Raw genomic sequence first — 17,668 nt, forward strand, 5'->3', positions numbered from 1 at the left:
TGTCAGAAGAAGAAGGTCGTACCGAGGGTGAACTCGATGTTGTGCGTGCTCTTGCGGCGGCCCAGCAAGTCGTAGGTGAACATGTGGTCGCGCACGTCGATCTGCAGCGCGAACCAGTCGGCGAAGAGCACGCGCGAGCCCACGCCGTAGTTGATGGTCTGCTTGCGCTGCTCGAGGAACTTGGTGTTGCCGATGCCGCCGATGAGGTACAGCGCCGAGGCCTTGGCCGTGTTGCGCCAGATGAAGATCTCGCCCGGCAGCGCGTTCCAGCCCAGCGAGAGGTTGTAGTAGCTCAGCGTCTCGGAGCCGCTCGGGAAGATGCCCCCCGGCAGGATCTGCCGGTAGTTCTCGTCGCTCACCTTGGTGCGCGCATAGACGCCTTCGACGAAGAAGTCCTCGGTGATGTGGTAGCCCAGGCGCAGGCCGCTCACCGAGCTGGAGCCGAAGCTCTCGGTGCCGTAGGTGCCGGTGAAGAGGCCGAGTTCGAAATCTCTCGACGGGAACTTCGGCACCTTGACGTTGCGCCGGTCGACCTGCGGCACGATCACCTGTTCGTTGGCGGGCTTGTTGTCCTTGTCTTTCTCGTCGGCGGCGCGGGCGCCCGGTGCAGTGCACAGGGTGACGGCGGCCAGGAGCGAGGAGACGAGCAGCTTGTGGGTCGTGGGCATGGGCGTGTGCACGATGAGACCGATCAGAAGAAGAACGACAGGCCGGCCGTCACCGATCGGTATTCACCGTAGCGGGTGTCGGCGAGGAAGGCCGTGTAGAAGGTGTAGTCGGTGCGCACGACGAAGCGCTCGGTCAGGTAGTAGCGCAGGCCGATCGTGCCGTTGGCAAGGTTCACGTTGGTGAGCTGCGCGCCCACCAGGCTCTGGTTGGGGATGTTCTTGAACTTGCCCATGCCGATGCCGAAGTACGGCGACCAGCGCTTGTCAGACCAGGGTTCGACGTTGAGGTTGAAGTGCCACAGGTCGGTGCCGGAAAAAACCCCCTGCACCTGGCCGATCGAGCCTTCGAGCGAGAGCGTGTCGGAGACGCGGTAGCCCATCCACAGCTTGAGCATCGGCTCCTTCTTGAAGCGGCCGTAGCCGGCGCCCATCTCGAGCTTGCGCTTGAGGTAGTCGTCGAGGGCCACGTCGCGGAAGGTCTTCTGCCCGCCTGCTTCGGTGAGGGTGCGCTCGAGCTGCTGGCGCACGACCCAGCCGACCTTGCCGTCGGAGGTGCGGACCTTGTACCAGTCGGTCCGGCGCAACTCGATCTCGACCCAGTCGGCACGCTCGACCACGTGGAAGACGGGGTAGCCACGGCCCGGGCCGGTGTGCACTTCGAGGTAGGGGTCGGCGACCGTCAGCCGCTCGCGCGGGGCATCGGCCGCCTGGACCGCGCCCACCGCCGCGGCGCCCAGCATCCACGCGCAGGCCACGCTTCGGACGAGACGCGGCACCTTCATGGACACGCAGGACCGGCAGGCAAGTCGGTGGTGAGTTCGTCCTGCCCCACGGGGATGGGGTTGGTCATCCAGTAGAGGAGCTTCTGCACGTTGGGGTCGAGATCGTTGGCGAAGATCTGGCCGCCGCCATGCAGCACGCCGCGCACCAGCGGCTTGGTGATGAGCCGGCTCAGCAGCACGGAATTGAAGGTCACTTCGCCTTGCGCGGAGTAGTAGTTCTTGTACATGTCGCTGGCGCGGATGACGTCGGCGGTGCTGGCGAGGTTCACCACCGCCGCGGCAGGCCGCACACGGAAGGCGCCACCGGCACCGTTGGCATCGTCATGGCAGCCCGCGCCCGCACAGGTGTTGGTGACCGGGGGATTGGAGCCAAGGATCGGCAGCGATGCAAGGAATATCGGGTTGATGCAACGCTGGTAGTAAGCGAAGGAGAGGGAGCGCCCGCCCGTGCCTCCCCCACCGTTCTGGATGTCGGGCGGGTTGCCCAGCGGCGTGCCGCCGCCGCAACCCGCCACCAGGGCGATCAGCGCCGCACCGAGCCCCGCCCGCACGGGGCGAAGGCTGGGGGCTGGCTTGCACAGTCCACGTTGTTCCTGAGTCAGCATCCGCTCGAGATCCAGTTCGCAATCGTCTGGTAGTCGGGGCTACCCACCGGCAGCACGGGCCCGGTGCCACCCGTCGGGTGCGGGTTGCTCGATGGCCGGCTCAGCAGGTAGTTCGACGCCGCATTGCAGGTGTTGGAGATCATCGAGAGTGTCACACCGAAATCGCCCTCGGTGCTGCCCGTCAACACGAAGCGGTTGCCACGGAACGTCAGGCCGCCCGGCACCGCCGGGTCGATGTTGCCGGCCTGGTGGCACGAGGCAGCGCAGCTGCGGCGCAGGATCGGCTGCACGGTGGCGGCGAAGCTCGCCTCCGACAGGCCGTTGATGGCGCGCACGCTGCCGTTCGGGTTGAACGGATCGTTGTAGTACTGGCCACCAAGGTCCATCCACTCGGTCACGAGGCGCAACTCGGCCTTGTTGAGCATCGCGGCGTGGTTCGGCGCGGTGTTGGGCGGGTTCGGGTGGGTCGTGCGTGCCGCCGCGCCCGCCAGCAGGTTCTCGCCCCACAGGATCTCGCCGAGGCGGCTCTTGCGGGTGCCGCCGGCCGAGTTGGCCGCGCTGGAGCTGGTTTCCACCAGCGCCGCGCCGCGCTCGATCATCGGCTCGCCGTCGCGCACCACGATCTGCGGCAGGCCGGTGGCCTGGTCGATGATCGGGTCGCCCATCACCAGCTCTTCATACGAGGTCATGCGACCCGTCCCGGAGGTGGTGTTGCGCAGGTCGAGCACTGCCGCATCGGAGTGGCAGTTGGTGCAGGTGTGGGCACCGCCCGGGCCACGGGCCACCGTCCACAGGGGCGCGATGTGCTCGGGGTAGTTGATGATGCCGCGGTGCGTGCCGGTCGTGGCCGGGGCCGGCGTCTGCAGATCGTCGGCCGGGTTGGCGTTGCCGGTGTAGCGGACCTGGATCGGCGCCCGGGCGACGATGCCGCTCTGGGCGGTGTCGGCCCAGACGTCGGTGAACTCCAGGTTGGCCTGCAGGGCGAGCGCCGCCGGGGTTTGGCGGGTGCGGGTCGAGGCCATGGTCTCACCCGTCTGATGGTCGGACGCCAGGGCCGCGACCAGCGCCGCCGGCATGGTGTTGACCACGACGCCGGAGTTCAGCGAGGCGCCACGGCGCGGGCTGTGGCAGCCGTCGCAGGTGCGGCGCTCACCAGGGCGCACTTGAATCCAGTTGGTATGCGTCTGGATCGCGCGGCCCTTGCTGTCGATGATCGACAGCGCGAGCGGCGTGTCGGCCGGCACGTGCAGCTTGAACGAGCCATCGGGCTCCACCGGCGCATAACCGAGGATCTGCTGCTGCTCGAATTCGGTTTCGCCGATCGAGCTGCGCAGGCCGGTCATGCCCTGCGGCGGGGCGACGGCACGCATGGCGCGCACGAAGCGCACCGGGGTGCAGTGGTAGGCCGGGTTGGCCGGGTCCTTGATGGCGGCGATGTCGGCCACCGAGCTGCGGGTCTCGCTCTCTTCGTGCGGCGGCGTGGTCATCGCGATGCCACGGGCGCAGCCGGCGGGGCGGTCCGCGTCGGTCAGCATCATCTCGCTCATGCGGCCGAGACCGTCGGTGTCGTAGACGCTGCGCACTTCGATCAGCGCCATGTTCTGCGCGGCGAGCGTGGCATCGACGGCCACCGGCGGGGTGGCATTGGGCTCGGCACGCGCCTGGATCGCGATGGGGTCGGTGTACATGAAGCCCGACGGGGGCGCGGCCACCGGCAGCCAGGTCTGGTTGGCCGGGTTGTACATGTAGATGCCGTAGGCGGCCGGGGCGTTGTCGCGCACGGAGTCGAGCGCGATGTCGGCAGCCAGGCGCGTGCGATCGCTCAGGCGGTCACGCTCGGCCTGGGTCAGCGTGGCGCAAGGCACCACCTGGCCATTGCGGGTGACTTCGCAGGGGCGATAGGCCACGAGGATGCGGTTGGTGCCGTCCCACAGCGGGTACGGCGTGGTCACGCGGCCGAAGGCCGACAGGCCCATGCCGTCGTTCAGCGCCTGCGCCGTCACCTGGCGCTGGCCACCCGTGGCCGAGGCGGTCACGAAGGCGCGGGTGTTGTTCTCCGAGTAGTTGAACGCGTCAATCACCATCAGCGCGCCACCCTCCTGGGTGCGCGACAGCGGCATCAGCGAGCTGGAGATGTGGCCGCGGTAGGGGCCGTTCGGGTCCATGTCGCGCGGGTGCAGGAAGCTGTTGCCCGGGCTTTGCGCACCGTAGAGCACGAACATGTCGGTGCCATCGGGCTTGGCGCGGAACACAGCGAAGCGGTTGCGGTCGCCCACGTGCTCCCAGCGCGAGAACATGATGTCGCCGTTGGGGCGCACGACCGGGTTGCGGTCATGGGACTGGTTGAACGAGATCTGCTGGATGTTGCCGCCGTTGGCGTCCATCGTGTGCAGGTTCATCACCGCCTCGCGCTCGTATTCGTCGAGCGCCTTGTAGGCCTGGCCGAGCGCCTGGTTGGAGCGGGCCTTTTCCTGGCGGTTGGACGAGAACACGAAGCCCGCGCCGCCGGGCAGGTAGTACGGGTCGGCGTCGTCGTGCTGGTTGGAACTCGTGATGCGACGCAGCGTGCCGTTGGCCAGCCCGTTGGTCATGTCGTATTCCCAGATGTTCCAGCGGCCGGTACAGGCGGCGGCGCCGTTGATCGTGGAGGTGTTGGAGGTCGGGCAGCGCAGCGCGAAGACGATCTTCTTGCCGTCATACGAGACCTCGGGGTCGGAGGCGTCGCCGTTGCCTTGCGTGATGCCGGCCGTGACGTTGTGCTCCTGGGCGCTGGCCGACGATTTCTCGCGGACGATCAGGTCGCCGCCCGCCGCGGTGGGGGCACCGTCGGTGGGGTTCATGCTGAGGGTCGTCGAGCGCTTCACGTAGGCCACCGGCACGTCGCCGTTGACCGTGACGGTGTCGTCCGAGCTCGTGCTGCTGCTGCCGCTGCCGCAACCGGCGAGCACCAGGCTCGCACAAACGGCGACGCATGCCAGCGCATGCTTTGTCGTCAGGACTTCTTTCATATTCACCTCCTATTGAGTCCGATTCGTCTTCAACACCTGCCGGTTACTGGGACGGCGCAGCCGCGCCATCCAGCAACCCGGACGAGTAGTGCAGCGCCCCTTGCGCGTCGACCACCACCGCATCCACACCCGGCTGCGACTCGACGAGTCGCATGCCGGCATCCAAACCCATCACGAAGAGGCACTTCGACAGCGCCTCGCTGGTCAACCCGTCGGCAGCGAGGATCGTCACGCTGCGCAGCGCGCGTGGCGAACGGCCGGTGCGGGGGTCGAGCAGGTGGTGATGGCGCACGCCGTCTTCGATGAAGAAGCGTTCGTAGTCACCCGAAGTCGAGATCGACGTGTCTTCCAGCGGCAGCACCGCCACCACGCCACTGTCGCGCTGCGGGTCGCGGATGCCGATGCTCCAGGGGCGGCCGCCACGGTCGCCCATCACGTAGCTGTCACCGCCGGCTGCCACCGAGGCGTTGGCGATGCCCATGCGGCGCAGGATGGCCACGCTGGTGTCGACCGCATGACCCTTGGCGAAGCCGCCGAGGTCGATGCGCACGCCTTCGCGGGCGAAGCGCAGGGTGCGCTGCTCGCGGTCGAGGATGAGGTGGCGCCAGCCGACCGTCGGCTTTGCCGCGGCCACGGCCTCGTCGCTCGGCTTGATACCGGCGCGGTAGTCGTACAGCTGGCCGACGCCGGCGTAGGTGATGTCGAAGGCGCCGTCGGACAGCTTGGAGAAGTCGATGGCCCGCGAAACCAGGCGCGCCATCTCGGCGCTCAGCGGCACGGGGCGGCGCGAGGCTTCGCGGTTGATGACGGAAAGCTCGGAGTCCGACTTGTGCGGGCTCATGGTGCGGTCGATGCGGTGCATCTCCGCCATCACGGCATTGAGTGCCGCCTCGCCTTGCTCGCGCTCGGGAGCCCACAGCTCCACGCGCACCGCGGTGCCCATGATGGCTTCCTCACGGCTCATCCACTCGCCCTTCGCCTGCGAACGGCCCCACGCGCGGCTCGGAGCCGCGGCCGGGGTGTCGCTCTGGACACGGGGCTTGGAGAAACCGAACAGCATGGCTATTCCAGTCGCTCCGAACGGTGGCTGATGAGGATCAAGACGCTCTCCGTGATGTTGTCTCAGGCTTCTGGTTGCGACACGCACAATCGAAGCCCTCTTTGTCGTCGGCCGGATCATCGACCCTCAGAAGCGAAAAAATAACGTCAATAGTTGGCAAACGTGAGCAGGCTTACATACGGTCGCAGAAGATACGGAGTGGGCTTTGGTGTATGCGCACTTGCTACAAGAAGGGAACTTGCGCACCACAGAAGCGCACTCAGCGTGCGCGGATAATCCGCCCCTGGCCACCGGCCCCGACGGCCAGGCCTCAACCTCACCGCGAGCCCCTGCTCACATGAAACCTCGACACAAGCGCATCGCGATCATCGTGGGCGCACTCGCCGGCCTGGGCGTCGCCACCGCGCTGGTGCTCAACGCCCTTCAGAGCAACGTCGCCTTCTTCTTCACGCCCACGCAAGTGGCCGCCGGTGAAGCGCCGAAGAACCGGGCCTTCCGCGTCGGCGGCATGGTGCGAGAAGGCAGTGTCAAGCGCGACCAGATGACCGTGCACTTCATCGTGACCGACACAGCGAAAGATGTGCGCGTCACCTACACCGGCATCCTTCCCGACCTCTTCAAGGAGGGCAAAGGCGCGGTGGTGCAAGGCAAGTTCAATCCCGACGGTGAGTTCCATGCCACCGAGGTGCTGGCCAAGCACGACGAGAACTACATGCCGCCGGAGGCCCAGCACGCGGTCGACCAGGCACACAAGGCCGCGAAGACCGTCGACAAGAAATAGCGGTCGGCCCACATAAGAGAGAGACAACCCCATGACCCCAGAACTCGGCCACCTGGCCCTCATCCTTGCGCTCTTGGTGGCGCTGGTCCAAGGTGTGCTGCCGATCTTCGGTGCGCACCGGGGCCATGCCGGCTGGATGGCGCTCGCCCGCCCGGCCGCGCAGACGCAGTTCCTGCTGGTGGCCTTCGCCTTCGGCTGCCTGATGCACGCCTTCATCGCCAACGACTTCTCGGTGCAGTACGTGGCGCAGCACTCCAACTCCAAGCTGCCCACCGCGTACCGCGCGGCGGCGGTCTGGGGCGGCCATGAAGGCTCGCTGCTGCTGTGGCTGCTGATGCTCACCGGGTGGTCGTGCGCGGTGAGTCTCCTGTCGCGCCAGCTGCCGCAGGCGATGGTGTCGCGGGTGCTGGGCGTGCTGGGCCTGGTGGCGGTGGGCTTCCTGCTCTTCATGCTGCTCACCTCCAACCCGTTCGACCGCCAGCTGCCCGGCGCGCAAGACGGTGCCGACCTGAACCCGCTGCTGCAGGACCCGGGCCTCGTCGTTCACCCGCCCATGCTCTACATGGGCTACGTCGGCTTTTCGGTGGCCTTCGCCTTTGCCATCGCTGCGCTCCTCGCCGGCCGGCTCGACGCCGCCTGGGCGCGCTGGTCGCGCCCGTGGACCAACGTCGCCTGGGTCTTCCTGACACTCGGCATCGCGCTCGGCTCCTACTGGGCCTATTACGAGCTGGGCTGGGGCGGCTGGTGGTTTTGGGACCCGGTGGAAAACGCCTCCTTCATGCCCTGGCTGATCGGCACCGCGCTGATCCACTCGCTGGCGGTGACCGAAAAGCGCGGCAGCTTCAAGAACTGGACGGTGCTGCTGGCCATCGCCGCCTTCTCGCTCTCGCTGCTGGGCACCTTCCTCGTGCGCTCGGGCGTGCTGACTTCGGTGCACGCCTTCGCGACCGACCCCAAGCGCGGCATCTTCATCCTCGCCTTCCTGGTGGTCGTGATCGGCGGCTCGCTCACGCTCTTTGCGTGGCGCGCGGCCAAGGTGAGCATGGGCGGCGCCTTCGCCCTCTTCTCGCGCGAGACGCTGCTGCTCGTCAACAACGTGCTGCTGGCCGTGGCCTGCGGCTCGGTGCTGCTGGGCACGCTCTACCCGCTGCTGATCGACGCCCTCGGCATGGGCAAGCTCTCGGTCGGCCCGCCCTACTTCAACTCGGTCTTCGTGCCGATCATGCTGCCGCTGCTCTTCCTGCTGGCGGTCGGGCCGCTCGCCCGCTGGAAGCATGCCGATGCGCGTGACATGGCACGGCGCCTGCGCCTGGCCGCCGTGATCGCCGTGGTGGCGGGCGTCGGCCTGCCCTTCCTGGTCGGCGACCACTGGAGCCCTCTGGTCGCGCTCGGCCTGCTGCTCGCCGTGTGGATCGTCGCCAGCAGCGCCTTCCAGATCCGCGAGCGCCTGCGCTCGGGCTGGCCGCCGCGCTCGTATTGGGGCATGCACATCGCACACATCGGCATGGCGGTGTTCGTGGTCGGCGTGACGATGGTCAAGGGCTACGAGGTCGAGAAGGACGTGCGCATGGCGGTGGGCGACACCGTCGAGATGGGTGGCTATACCTTCCGCCTCGATGGCGTGCGCCAGGTCGAAGGCCCGAACTACACCGCCGCACGCGGCGACGTGGCCCTCTTGAAAGACAAGGTGGAACTGCGCCACCTGCACCCCGAGAAGCGCAACTACTTCTCCTCGCAGATGCCCATGACCGAGACCGCCATCGACACCGGCTTCACCCGCGACCTCTACGTCTCGCTGGGTGAGGCGCTCGACACCGAAGGCCGCGTGTGGAGCGTGCGGGTCTACTACAAGCCCTTCGTGATGTGGATCTGGAGCGGCTGCCTGCTGATGGCGCTCGGCGGCGGCATCGCCGCGGCCGACCGGCGCTACCGCCTGAAGCAAAAGAGTGCCGTCGCCGTGCACGGAGCCCCCGCATGAAGAAGCGCTACCTGCTGATCCCGCTGGCGCTCTTCATCGTGCTGGCGGTGTTCCTCGCCATCGGCCTCAACCGCGACCCGCGCGAAGTGCCGTCGCCGCTCGTGGGCAAGCCCGCGCCGGCCTTCAACCTGCCCCAGCTCCAGAAGGAAGGCAGCTTCAGCCCGAAAGACATGACCGGCAAGGTGTGGCTGCTCAACGTGTGGGCCTCGTGGTGCGTGTCGTGCCGCGTCGAGCACCCGGTGCTGGTCGACCTCGCCAAGCGCAAGATCGCGCCCATCGTGGGCCTGGACTACAAAGACCAGCGCCCCGAAGCGCTCAACTGGCTGGCCCGCCACGGCGACCCCTACGACCTGTCCGCCGTCGACGCCGATGGCCGCGTGGGCATCGACTACGGCGTCTATGGCGTACCCGAGACCTACGTGATCGACAAGGCCGGCGTGATCCGCTTCAAGCAGATCGGCCCGGTGACGCCCGAGGTGCTCGACAAGAAGATCCTGCCGCTGATCGCGGAGTTGCAGAAATGAGCGCAAAGCACTTCTTCCTGGCGCTGTCGGTCGCGCTCGCGGCCACCGCTGCGCCCGCCAAGGATGCCGCCCCGCTCGCCGAAGACCCGGCCGTCGAAGCCCGCCTCGTGCACATCAGCGAAGAGCTGCGCTGCCTGGTCTGCCAGAACGAATCGCTCGCCGGCTCGCGCGCCGACCTGGCGCTCGACCTCAAGCGCGAGATCCGCACGATGATCAAGGCCGGAAAGAGCGACCAGGAGATCCGTGACTTCCTGGTCAACCGCTACGGCGATTTCGTGCTCTATCGCCCGCCCGTCAAGCCGACCACCTGGCTGCTGTGGGGCGGGCCCTTCGTGCTGATGGCGGGCGGCGTGATCGCCCTCATCGCCTTCCTGCGCCGCCGCAAGCCCGCCGAGGCAAACCTCACACCTGAAGAACAACGAAGAGCGGACGCTCTGATCAAGGGAGACTCCTGATGGGCGGATTCGTCCTGGCCGCGGCCCTGCTGGTCGCGGTCACCCTGGTGGTGCTGCTGCGCCCGTGGAACCGCAAGCCCAAGGCTGCCGCGGGCAGCACGAGCGACGTCAACGCCGGCATCTACCGCGACCAGCTGGCCGAACTCGACCGCGACCTCGCGGCCGGCACGCTGAGCGCGGAAGACCACGCGCAAGCCCGCGCCGAGCTGCAACGCCGCCTGCTCGACGACGTGTCGGCCACCGACACGCCCGCCGTCACCACCGGCGGCATGAAGCACACCGTGCTGGTGCTCGCCTTGACGCTGCCACTGGCTGCAGCCGGGCTCTACACGTGGCTCGGCACGCCCGCCGCGCTCGACCCGCTGGCACGCGCCGCCCCCACGCAGCAGAACGTCGAGAAGATGGTGGCCGACCTGGCCGCCCGCATGGAGAAGAACCCCGACCCGCGCGGCTTCGTCGTGCTCGCGCGCAGCTACCGCGCCATGGGCCGCCTGCCCGAAGCCGAAGCGGCGTTCGAACGCATCGGGCCCGCCCTGCAGGAAAACGCCACGCTGCTGGCCGAGTACGCCGACGTGCTGGCGTCGCGCGCGATGGGCAACCTCGAAGGCAAGCCGATGGCGCTCATCGACCAGGCGCTCAAGCTCGAGCCCGAGAACCCGATGGCGCTTTCTCTCGCGGCCACCGCGGCCTACAACCGCAGCGACTATGCGCAGGCGATCACCCGCTGGCAGCAGATCCTGCGCGTCGTGCCGCCCGATTCCGAAGACGCGCGCTGGCTCAACGATGCCATCGCGAAGACACGCGAGCAGCTGGCCGGCGTCGGCGGCACCGCCAAGGCGCCTGCGGCCACGGCCGCCGCCACGGCGACCCCGAGCCCGAAGACCACCGCAGCCGGCGCGAGCGTGAGCGGCCGTGTGAGCCTCGCGCCTGCATTGGCCGCCAAGGTGCAGCCGGGCGACACCGTCTTCATCTTCGCGCGCAACCCGCAAGGCTCGCGCCTGCCGCTGGCGGTGCAACGCATCCAGGTGTCGGCCCTGCCCTTCAGCTTCAAGCTCGACGACAGCATGGCGATGAGCCCCGAGGCCAAGATCTCCGGGGCGAGCGAAGTGCGCATCGAAGCCCGTGTCTCGCGCAGCGGCAACGCCACGCCGCAATCGGGTGACCTCATCGGCGCGAGCGCCACGGTCAAGCCGGGCGCCGACAAGGTCGAAGTCGTGATCGACCAGGTGCGGCCGTAAGGCGCCACGCTGATGGGGGCAGCCGAACGCCATCGCTGCGAAGTGATGGCGGCTCCATGGCCCGGCGTGCACTTCACCCACATCGACAGCGCGCGCCACTTCCCGCGCCACTGGCATGACACCTACGGCGTCGGCCTGATCGACGACGGCGCCCACCACTCGGCCAGCGGCCGCGGCGCCGTGCAGGCCTACGCGGGTGACCTCATCAGCACCAACCCCGGCGAAGTGCACGACGGCCGCCCGCACGGCGCGCCGGCACGTCGCTGGCGCATGGTCTACATGGACGCTGCCGCGCTGCAGGCGAGCACGCTGTCGCCGGGCGACAACGCCAGCACCGCCCTCGCCCTCACGCGGCCGGTGTTCGACGACCCACCCTTGCGTCAGGCCCTGCGCCGTCTTTTCGCCCTGGCGCAAGACGCGGAAGCGCTGGCCCTCGACGAGGCCTGGGCCTCCGTCTGCGGGCAGCTGCTGGCGCGTCATGCGGGCCTCGCTGCCAGCCGCCCAGCGGCCTCGCCGGCGCTGCACCAGGTGCGCGATCAACTGGCCGACGACCTGACCCACACCCCCACGCTCGCCGAGCTGGCCACCCTCGCCGGCCTGAGCCGCTTCCAGGTGCTGCGCCATTTCGCCGACGCCTACGGCATGCCGCCCCACGCCTGGCTGCGCCAGCAGCGGGTGCTGCGCGCGCGGGCGCTCATCTCGGCGGGCCAGGGGCTGGCCGAGGCCGCAGCCGCCTGCGGCTTCGCCGACCAGAGCCACATGACGCGCAGCTTCGTGCAGCAGTTCGGCTTCACGCCCGGCGCCTGGCAACACGCCTCGCTGCAATAGCGTTCAAGACCGCGGCGGGGCGGCGGCCGAGACTGCGGCCCTCGCCACCTCTTGCCGCTTCAGATGACCCACGCTTACGTGCACGGCTACGCCGACCGCGAACACGAGCGCCTGCACGACCAGGCCCGCACGCTGTCGGACCTGCTGCACCACGACACCCACTATCCCGAGGGTTGCACCGTGCTCGAAGCCGGCTGCGGCACCGGCGCGCAGACGCTGGAACTCGCCGCTCGAAGCCCGAGCGCCCGCTTCACCTGCGTCGACATCTCGGCCGCGTCGCTGGCCATGGCGAGCCGGCGCGCCGCCGAAGCCGGGCTGCACAACGTCGAGTTCCAGCAGGCCGACCTGCGCACCCTGCCCTTCGCCGCCGGCTCGTTCGATCACGTGTTCGTGTGCTTCGTGCTCGAACACCTGGCCGACCCCAGCGGCACGCTGCGCAGCCTGCTTCGCCTGCTCAAACCCGGTGGCACGCTGACCGCCATCGAAGGCGATCACGGCTCCGTGATGTTCCACCCCGAGCACCCGGCCGCACGCCATGCGATCGACTGCCAGGTGCGGCTGCAGGCACGAGCCGGCGGTAACGCGCTCATCGGCCGCACGCTCCACCCCTTGCTGCAAGCGGCCGGTGCGCAGCGCGTGCAGGTGTCACCGCGCTTCGTCTATGCCGACGCCAGCCGCCCCGGCTGGGTCGACGGTTTCACGCGCAAGACCTTCACCGCCATGATCGAAGGCGTGCGCGACGAGGCCATCGCGGCGGGGCTGTCGTCTCCCGCCGACTTCGACGCCGGGGTGCAGGCCCTGCATCGCACCGCCGAGGCTGACGGGGTGTTCTGCTACACCTTCTTCAAGGCGGTGGCGCAGGCGTCGTGACGGGGTCCGATGCCTCGGCCACGTGGCAGGCCGGGCTTCGCCGCAGCGGCAGCGTCTGCGCCATGCGATGCCAGAGATCGTTCCATGCCGGCCAGTCATGCCCGCCCGGCGCGGTGAAGACCTGGGCCGCTGGCAGCGACTGGCTGAAGAGCCGGTTGTTGTAGGCGAAACGGTCGTCGACGCCATACCCCTGCACGATGCGCAGCGTCGGCGCACCCGCGGCCGTCTGCTTCTTCAACCAACGCCACAGCCGCACGTCCACCTCCTCGTCGGGTCGGGGCGGCGGCGCAGGCCAGTGCGCGAGCCCGCCGGCGTTTTCGATGTCGAGCGCGGTGAGACGCGTGCCGAGGAAGGGCGCCAGCAACACCACTCCGTCGAGCGCCTGCGGGTGCTCGTCGGCGTAGAGCATCGCGCCCACCGCCCCGAGCGAGATGCCGACCAGCCACACATGGCGCACACCGCGCGCCTTCGCAGGCTGCACCACGTCGGCGTGGAGGCGCTCGATGATGGTCCGGTCGCGGTAGTAGCCGAGGTGTGCGTCGACGAGCACCACATCGGCCGCCACCTGCCGAGCGCGCAAGGTACGCACAAAGCCTTCGCGCTGGAACTCCTCGGGCAAGGAATACGAGCCGGGCAGCATCACGATCAGCGTATCGGCCGGGCCGCAGGGCGCAGGCTGCTCGAGCGTGCGCAGCGGCACCACCGACGGCCGCACCGTCTCGCAGCCCACGAGACCGAGCGTGAGTGCAGCGGCGACGGCGATGAGGAGCGTGCGAAGTGTCATCGTGCTCGGAAGAAGTCCCAGATGAGGTCGGTGGCCGAGATCGCGGCCGAGCCCCGGCCCCGCCCACGCGGCTTGGCCCCACCTGGCCATGAATGCCCGCCCGTCTCGGTGACGCAGAGCTTGACCTCGGTGCCCTGCCCGCGGCAGCCCGTGTAGGCCTCGCAGTAGGCACCCGGCGCCTCGAACACACGCTCGGGCGTGCGCTGACAGCCGTTCAGCTGCACCCACTTCGAGATCGACTCGGGCACGGACACGAAAGAGGTCACTGCACGCGACTTGCGCCCGGCGCCGCCATCGAACAACTCCAGCTCGTCGTCGCGCGCATGGATGTGCAGCACCGACACGGGCGAGGCCGGCTGACAGTTGCGCGTGTTGTCGGTACCGGCCACCGCGGCGATGGCGCGGAAGGTTTCTGGCATCTCGCAGGCGAGGCGATAACTCATCATGGCGCCGTTGGACATGCCGCTCGCATAGAAGCGCTTCGGGTCGATGCCCGGCTGCGCACTCAGGCGCCCGACGATCTCGCGGATGAAGCCCACGTCGTCGGCGTTTTCATCGCGGGCGAGGCCGCAGCAGTTGCCGGCATTCCAGGTGGCCAGCCTGCCGCCGCGGAAACGGCTGTAGCCATTGGGGAACACCACCACGTAGCCCGCGGCATCGGCTTTGGCGATCTGCCCGTAGAAGCGGTCGTCGGCCTGGATGTCCATGCTGCCGCCGCCGCCATGCAGCGCAAACACCACCGGCATCGGCTTGTCGGCCGAGAAGCCCGGCGGCACGTGCACGCGGTACAGCCTCGTCTTGCCGCCGTGTTCGATGGAGAACGAGTGGTCGCCGGGGCCGCTGATCGTGCCTTCGGCAGCGTGCGAGGGCCCCAGCCACGCCCAGGCCAACGACAGCAGTAGCACAAGCCGCATCGCCCACTTACCCAGCACAGATGCCCCTGAGATGACGCACGCGAAGGCTCCCGTTGTGAATTCAGGGAGCGACCTTACTGCATCTCAGGGCACTGCGAGTGCCGTGCCGGCGAGTGCCGGGTTCGCGCTCAGGGTCGGGGTCTGCAGCGCGCGCTGCGAGGGTGCGCGCGGCACACGCTTGAGCAGGTCGTTGACCCGCGGGCCGACGTAGCGGAAGGCGCTCTGCAGCGTCACCGCCCCGCTCGGCGCTGCCGCAGCGCGGCCCGACAGCGCTTCCATCAGCGCATAGGTGAAGGCGCCATGCTGAGGTGTGTTGCCCGATGGATCGGGGGGCACCTCGTATGAGAGCTGGTCGCCTTGCGATGCCGAGAGCACCGCGATCTGCGCCGCCGCACTGCGCTTGGCCAAGGCATACGGGTCGTTGCGCCCATCGGCGCTGCCCGAGTGACAGGTGTCGAGCACCAGGATGCGCTTGCCGGGCACACGCTTGAGCAGCGCGTGCAGCTCGGTGCCGCTCATCAGGCTGGCGGCGGCGCGCACGTCCAGCGGCTGGCCGGGCTTGGCGCTCGTCACGGCGAGCAGGTCTTGCTGCGACGAGTCCTTGGTGAGGAAGTAATACTCGCCGGAGGCCGGGTCGGGCGTGAAGCCGTGCGAGGCCACGAACACGAGCACGGTGTCGTCGGGGCTTACCTGCTCCAGTTCCTTGAGACGCGAGACGAGGTTGGCCTTGGTCGGCTGGTCGGGCGCGTCTTCGGCCAGCAGCACGGTGCTCACGCCACTGAAAAGCTTGCCGGTGTGGCGCGTGAGCACGGCCGCCAGCTCGCGCGCATCGCGCGTGGTGTTGGGCAGCTGGGTCACGCGCACCTTGCAATCGCCACGGGCCTCGCAGGCGAGCACGCTGTCGAAGCGCGAGACGCCGGTCAGCACCAGCCACAGCCGGCCCGGCCTGGCACGGGCCGCGGCCGGTGCCGCGAGCGGCGCCGATTCGTCGAGGCCGAGCGAACGCTCGGTCTCGGCCTCGACGCGGATGACCGAGCCCGCACCGTTCAGCCGCGTGGTCACGGTGCGCGTCAGGCGCTGCGCATCGCCACTCGCCACCCGGCGCTCGGCCGGCCGCAGCACCGGCACGCCGTCGACATACACGCCGAGCTCCTGGATCGGCTGGCCGGTGGACTCGGCGCTCAGCCGCACCGCCACCGTTCCCGGCTCGGCGCCCGTGCTGATCGACTCGATGCTCACGCGCGGCGCGGCCATCTGCCGCAGCGTCTCGGCAAGCTGCTCGGCGCTGGCGACGGCCGAGAGCGTGGCCGGCCGCAGCGCCGCGCGCACGAGGTCGGGGCGGTAGAGGCGGCGCTCGAACTGCACGGCGCGGTGGAAGTCGGGGCTGCGGTCGTCGCCCCGGTTGACGAGCCAGCCGACGTACTGGTCCCCTTGCGGCGACGATGCGTAGTAGCCGTCGGGCCGCCAGGCCACCCAGTCGCTGCCGTTGTTGTGCACGAAGAGGCCGAGCAACTCGCGGCCGCTGTCGACCGCAAACCAGCGCAGCGTGCCGTCGCCCAGCGCCACGACCACTTTCTTGCCATCGGCGGTGAGGAGCGTGTGGTACGCCGGGGCGCCGAGGTATGGCGGGTTCTCCCAGCCCTTGAGCGGCCGCCCCTGCGCGTCGACCAGCCGCAGGCGCCACTGCGTGCCGAAGGCGGCGATCGGCAGGCTCGCATGCACGGCCCAGCTGCGCACGCCCTCTTCGCGGTCGAGTGCCACCGGCTTGCCGTTGACGGTCGTCGGCTCGCGGTAGGCGTAGAAGCCAGTGGCCGTGTCGACCGTCACCGCGCCGCTGCGCCGCGCGGGCTGCAGCGCCGCATCGTCGAGCCCCTCGGTGGTGAGCACGGCCTGCTGGTTCTGCGCGGCCAGGTTCACCCGCAGGCGCGATGCATCGCCGCGCGACAGCACCAGCGACTGCCCGTCGGCCGACAGGCGCAGCGCGTTCGGGTCGCTGCGCTGGGCATGGAAGTCGATGTTGTGCGGCAGGCGCTGCCGGGGCTGGCCGTCGCGGTCGACCACGATCTGGCCATCGGCCCCCACTCGGGTGAGCGAGGGCACGGTCGTCGCGAACACGATCTCGCCCTGAGGCAGCGGCAGCATGTTGGTGATCTGCTGGCGCCCGACGTTCCAGCGCTCGAGCACGCCCGACCTCACGTCGCGCACCCGGTAGATGGGCGTCGGCCCGTCGCCTTCGACGTTGCCGTTGACGTACAGCGTGCCACTGTCGGGCGACCAGGCGATGCAGCACAGCGACTGCTGGTCGGCGGCGTCGGGCTTCAAGGTGCGCCGCACCGTGAGCGTCGCGGCGTCCATCACCGTGACCTCGGGCTGCTGGCGGCCGCCGTCGGCCTTGTAGCGCACACCGAAGGCCAGCCACTTGCCATCGGGCGAGAAGCGGATGCCACCGAGCTCGGAGCCGGTGCATTGCGGCTGCCCGGCGGCCACCGGCGGGTATTGCGCGCGGAAGGCGAGCGCCAGGTCGCGCCCGCTGGGCGCTTGGTAGACACGCACGCAGCCGTCTTCGGAGGTGGTGGCGATGCGCCCATCGGCCGCGTGGTGCACGAAGGTGACGGGCGCGCCATAGGCCGCATCACCGCCAAGCGATGCGCCGGTCTCGGCATCGATCACCTGCAGGCCACCGCGCGCCAGGCCCACTGCGAGGCGCTTGCCGTCGGGCGACAGGTCGAGCGAGACCACCACGTCGTTGTCGAAGCGGCCGAGCTTGCCGGTGATGCGCCCACGGTCGGCGTCGACCACGTAGACATGCGACGCCTTGCCCCATGCCCAGCCGGTGATGCCACCCACGTAGGCACGCTGCCCGTCACGGGCCACCGCGAGGCCATAGGGCGTGCCTTCCATGCCGGGCTCGGCGGGCAGCGGCACGCTGCGCAGCAGCTGCAGGTCGGCCATGCGCCAGATGCGCAAGGTCTTGTCGAGCGAGACGGTGAAGAGCCGTGTGTGCGCCGCATCGCTGCGGATCTGGCCGAGCGGCGCGTTGTGCATCTCCTGCACCAGCCGCAATTGCGGCGTGCTGCTCGGTGCCGCCGCACGCGCGGCCGCGGGTGCGAGGAGAGCGGCCAGCGCCGCGGCGAGGCCCAGCCACGCCTTGAGCGCCAACGTCACGGCAGGCT

15 protein-coding genes are annotated in these 17,668 nt (G+C 69.2%); 7 read left to right on the forward strand and 8 right to left on the reverse strand.

The genetic code is table 11. From position 1 onward, the window contains the following. Window positions 1-2: 2 nt before the first annotated feature. The 5 genes from RXV79_RS16825 to RXV79_RS16845 are packed head-to-tail and all read right to left on the reverse strand — an operon-like array spanning window position 3 to window position 6,123. Complete coding sequence (locus tag RXV79_RS16825) at window positions 3-668, reverse strand: outer membrane beta-barrel domain-containing protein (protein ID WP_316699096.1); 666 nt, start codon at window positions 666-668, stop codon at window positions 3-5. A 23-nt stretch (window positions 669-691) separates the two neighbouring features. Next, window positions 692-1,450: an SH3 domain-containing protein gene (locus RXV79_RS16830; protein ID WP_316699099.1), complete on the reverse strand. Its 759-nt coding sequence runs from the start codon at window positions 1,448-1,450 to the stop codon at window positions 692-694. After that, window positions 1,447-2,001, reverse strand: coding sequence for a hypothetical protein (locus RXV79_RS16835; RefSeq protein ID WP_316699101.1), 555 nt, complete (start codon window positions 1,999-2,001; stop codon window positions 1,447-1,449). Before RXV79_RS16835 ends, RXV79_RS16830 begins: the two co-directional genes overlap by 4 nt. 47 nt (window positions 2,002-2,048) lie before the next feature. Beyond that, a complete protein-coding gene (locus tag RXV79_RS16840) occupies window positions 2,049-5,063 on the reverse strand; it encodes an HzsA-related protein (protein ID WP_316699103.1) in 3,015 nt (1,004 codons plus the stop codon). A 43-nt stretch (window positions 5,064-5,106) separates the two neighbouring features. After that, window positions 5,107-6,123, reverse strand: coding sequence for an FAD:protein FMN transferase (locus RXV79_RS16845; protein ID WP_316699104.1), 1,017 nt, complete (start codon window positions 6,121-6,123; stop codon window positions 5,107-5,109). A 337-nt stretch (window positions 6,124-6,460) separates the two neighbouring features. Between RXV79_RS16845 and ccmE the strand changes: the two genes are divergently transcribed. The 7 genes from ccmE (at window position 6,461) to RXV79_RS16880 (ending at window position 12,797) form a co-directional block, all read left to right on the forward strand. After that, entirely contained in the window at window positions 6,461-6,904 is a 444-nt protein-coding gene (gene ccmE, locus RXV79_RS16850) for a cytochrome c maturation protein CcmE (protein WP_316699105.1), read from the forward strand. 31 nt (window positions 6,905-6,935) lie between these two features. Then, a complete protein-coding gene (locus tag RXV79_RS16855; protein WP_316699107.1) occupies window positions 6,936-8,882 on the forward strand; it encodes a heme lyase CcmF/NrfE family subunit in 1,947 nt (648 codons plus the stop codon). After that, window positions 8,879-9,406: a DsbE family thiol:disulfide interchange protein gene (locus RXV79_RS16860; RefSeq protein WP_316699108.1), complete on the forward strand. Its 528-nt coding sequence runs from the start codon at window positions 8,879-8,881 to the stop codon at window positions 9,404-9,406. The genes RXV79_RS16855 and RXV79_RS16860 overlap by 4 nt, the downstream gene beginning before the upstream one ends. Then, window positions 9,403-9,861: a cytochrome c-type biogenesis protein gene (locus tag RXV79_RS16865; protein ID WP_316699110.1), complete on the forward strand. Its 459-nt coding sequence runs from the start codon at window positions 9,403-9,405 to the stop codon at window positions 9,859-9,861. Before RXV79_RS16860 ends, RXV79_RS16865 begins: the two co-directional genes overlap by 4 nt. After that, window positions 9,861-11,099, forward strand: a complete 1,239-nt coding sequence (ccmI, locus tag RXV79_RS16870; protein WP_316699111.1) for a c-type cytochrome biogenesis protein CcmI — start codon at window positions 9,861-9,863, stop codon at window positions 11,097-11,099. Before RXV79_RS16865 ends, ccmI begins: the two co-directional genes overlap by 1 nt. A 12-nt stretch (window positions 11,100-11,111) precedes the next feature. Then, window positions 11,112-11,927 (forward strand): AraC family transcriptional regulator, encoded by an 816-nt coding sequence (locus tag RXV79_RS16875; RefSeq protein WP_413816619.1) that lies wholly within the window; start codon window positions 11,112-11,114, stop codon window positions 11,925-11,927. A 63-nt stretch (window positions 11,928-11,990) separates the two neighbouring features. Continuing rightward, complete coding sequence (locus RXV79_RS16880; RefSeq protein ID WP_316699112.1) at window positions 11,991-12,797, forward strand: methyltransferase domain-containing protein; 807 nt, start codon at window positions 11,991-11,993, stop codon at window positions 12,795-12,797. Here the strand turns inward: RXV79_RS16880 and RXV79_RS16885 are convergent. The 3 genes from RXV79_RS16885 to RXV79_RS16895 form a co-directional block, all read right to left on the reverse strand. Then, complete coding sequence (locus tag RXV79_RS16885) at window positions 12,772-13,581, reverse strand: alpha/beta hydrolase (RefSeq protein ID WP_316699113.1); 810 nt, start codon at window positions 13,579-13,581, stop codon at window positions 12,772-12,774. The two genes, RXV79_RS16880 and RXV79_RS16885, sit on opposite strands and share 26 nt — an antisense overlap. Further along, window positions 13,578-14,495 (reverse strand): extracellular catalytic domain type 1 short-chain-length polyhydroxyalkanoate depolymerase, encoded by a 918-nt coding sequence (locus RXV79_RS16890; protein ID WP_316699114.1) that lies wholly within the window; start codon window positions 14,493-14,495, stop codon window positions 13,578-13,580. The genes RXV79_RS16885 and RXV79_RS16890 overlap by 4 nt, the downstream gene beginning before the upstream one ends. Before the next feature lie 84 nt (window positions 14,496-14,579). After that, window positions 14,580-17,660 carry a caspase family protein gene (locus RXV79_RS16895; protein ID WP_316699115.1) on the reverse strand — a complete coding sequence of 1,027 codons (3,081 nt, stop codon included), beginning with the start codon at window positions 17,658-17,660 and terminating at the stop codon, window positions 14,580-14,582. Window positions 17,661-17,668 lie beyond the last annotated feature (8 nt).

The organism is Piscinibacter gummiphilus, from assembly GCF_032681285.1.
Taxonomy (GTDB): Bacteria; Pseudomonadota; Gammaproteobacteria; order Burkholderiales; family Burkholderiaceae_C; genus Rhizobacter; species Rhizobacter gummiphilus_A.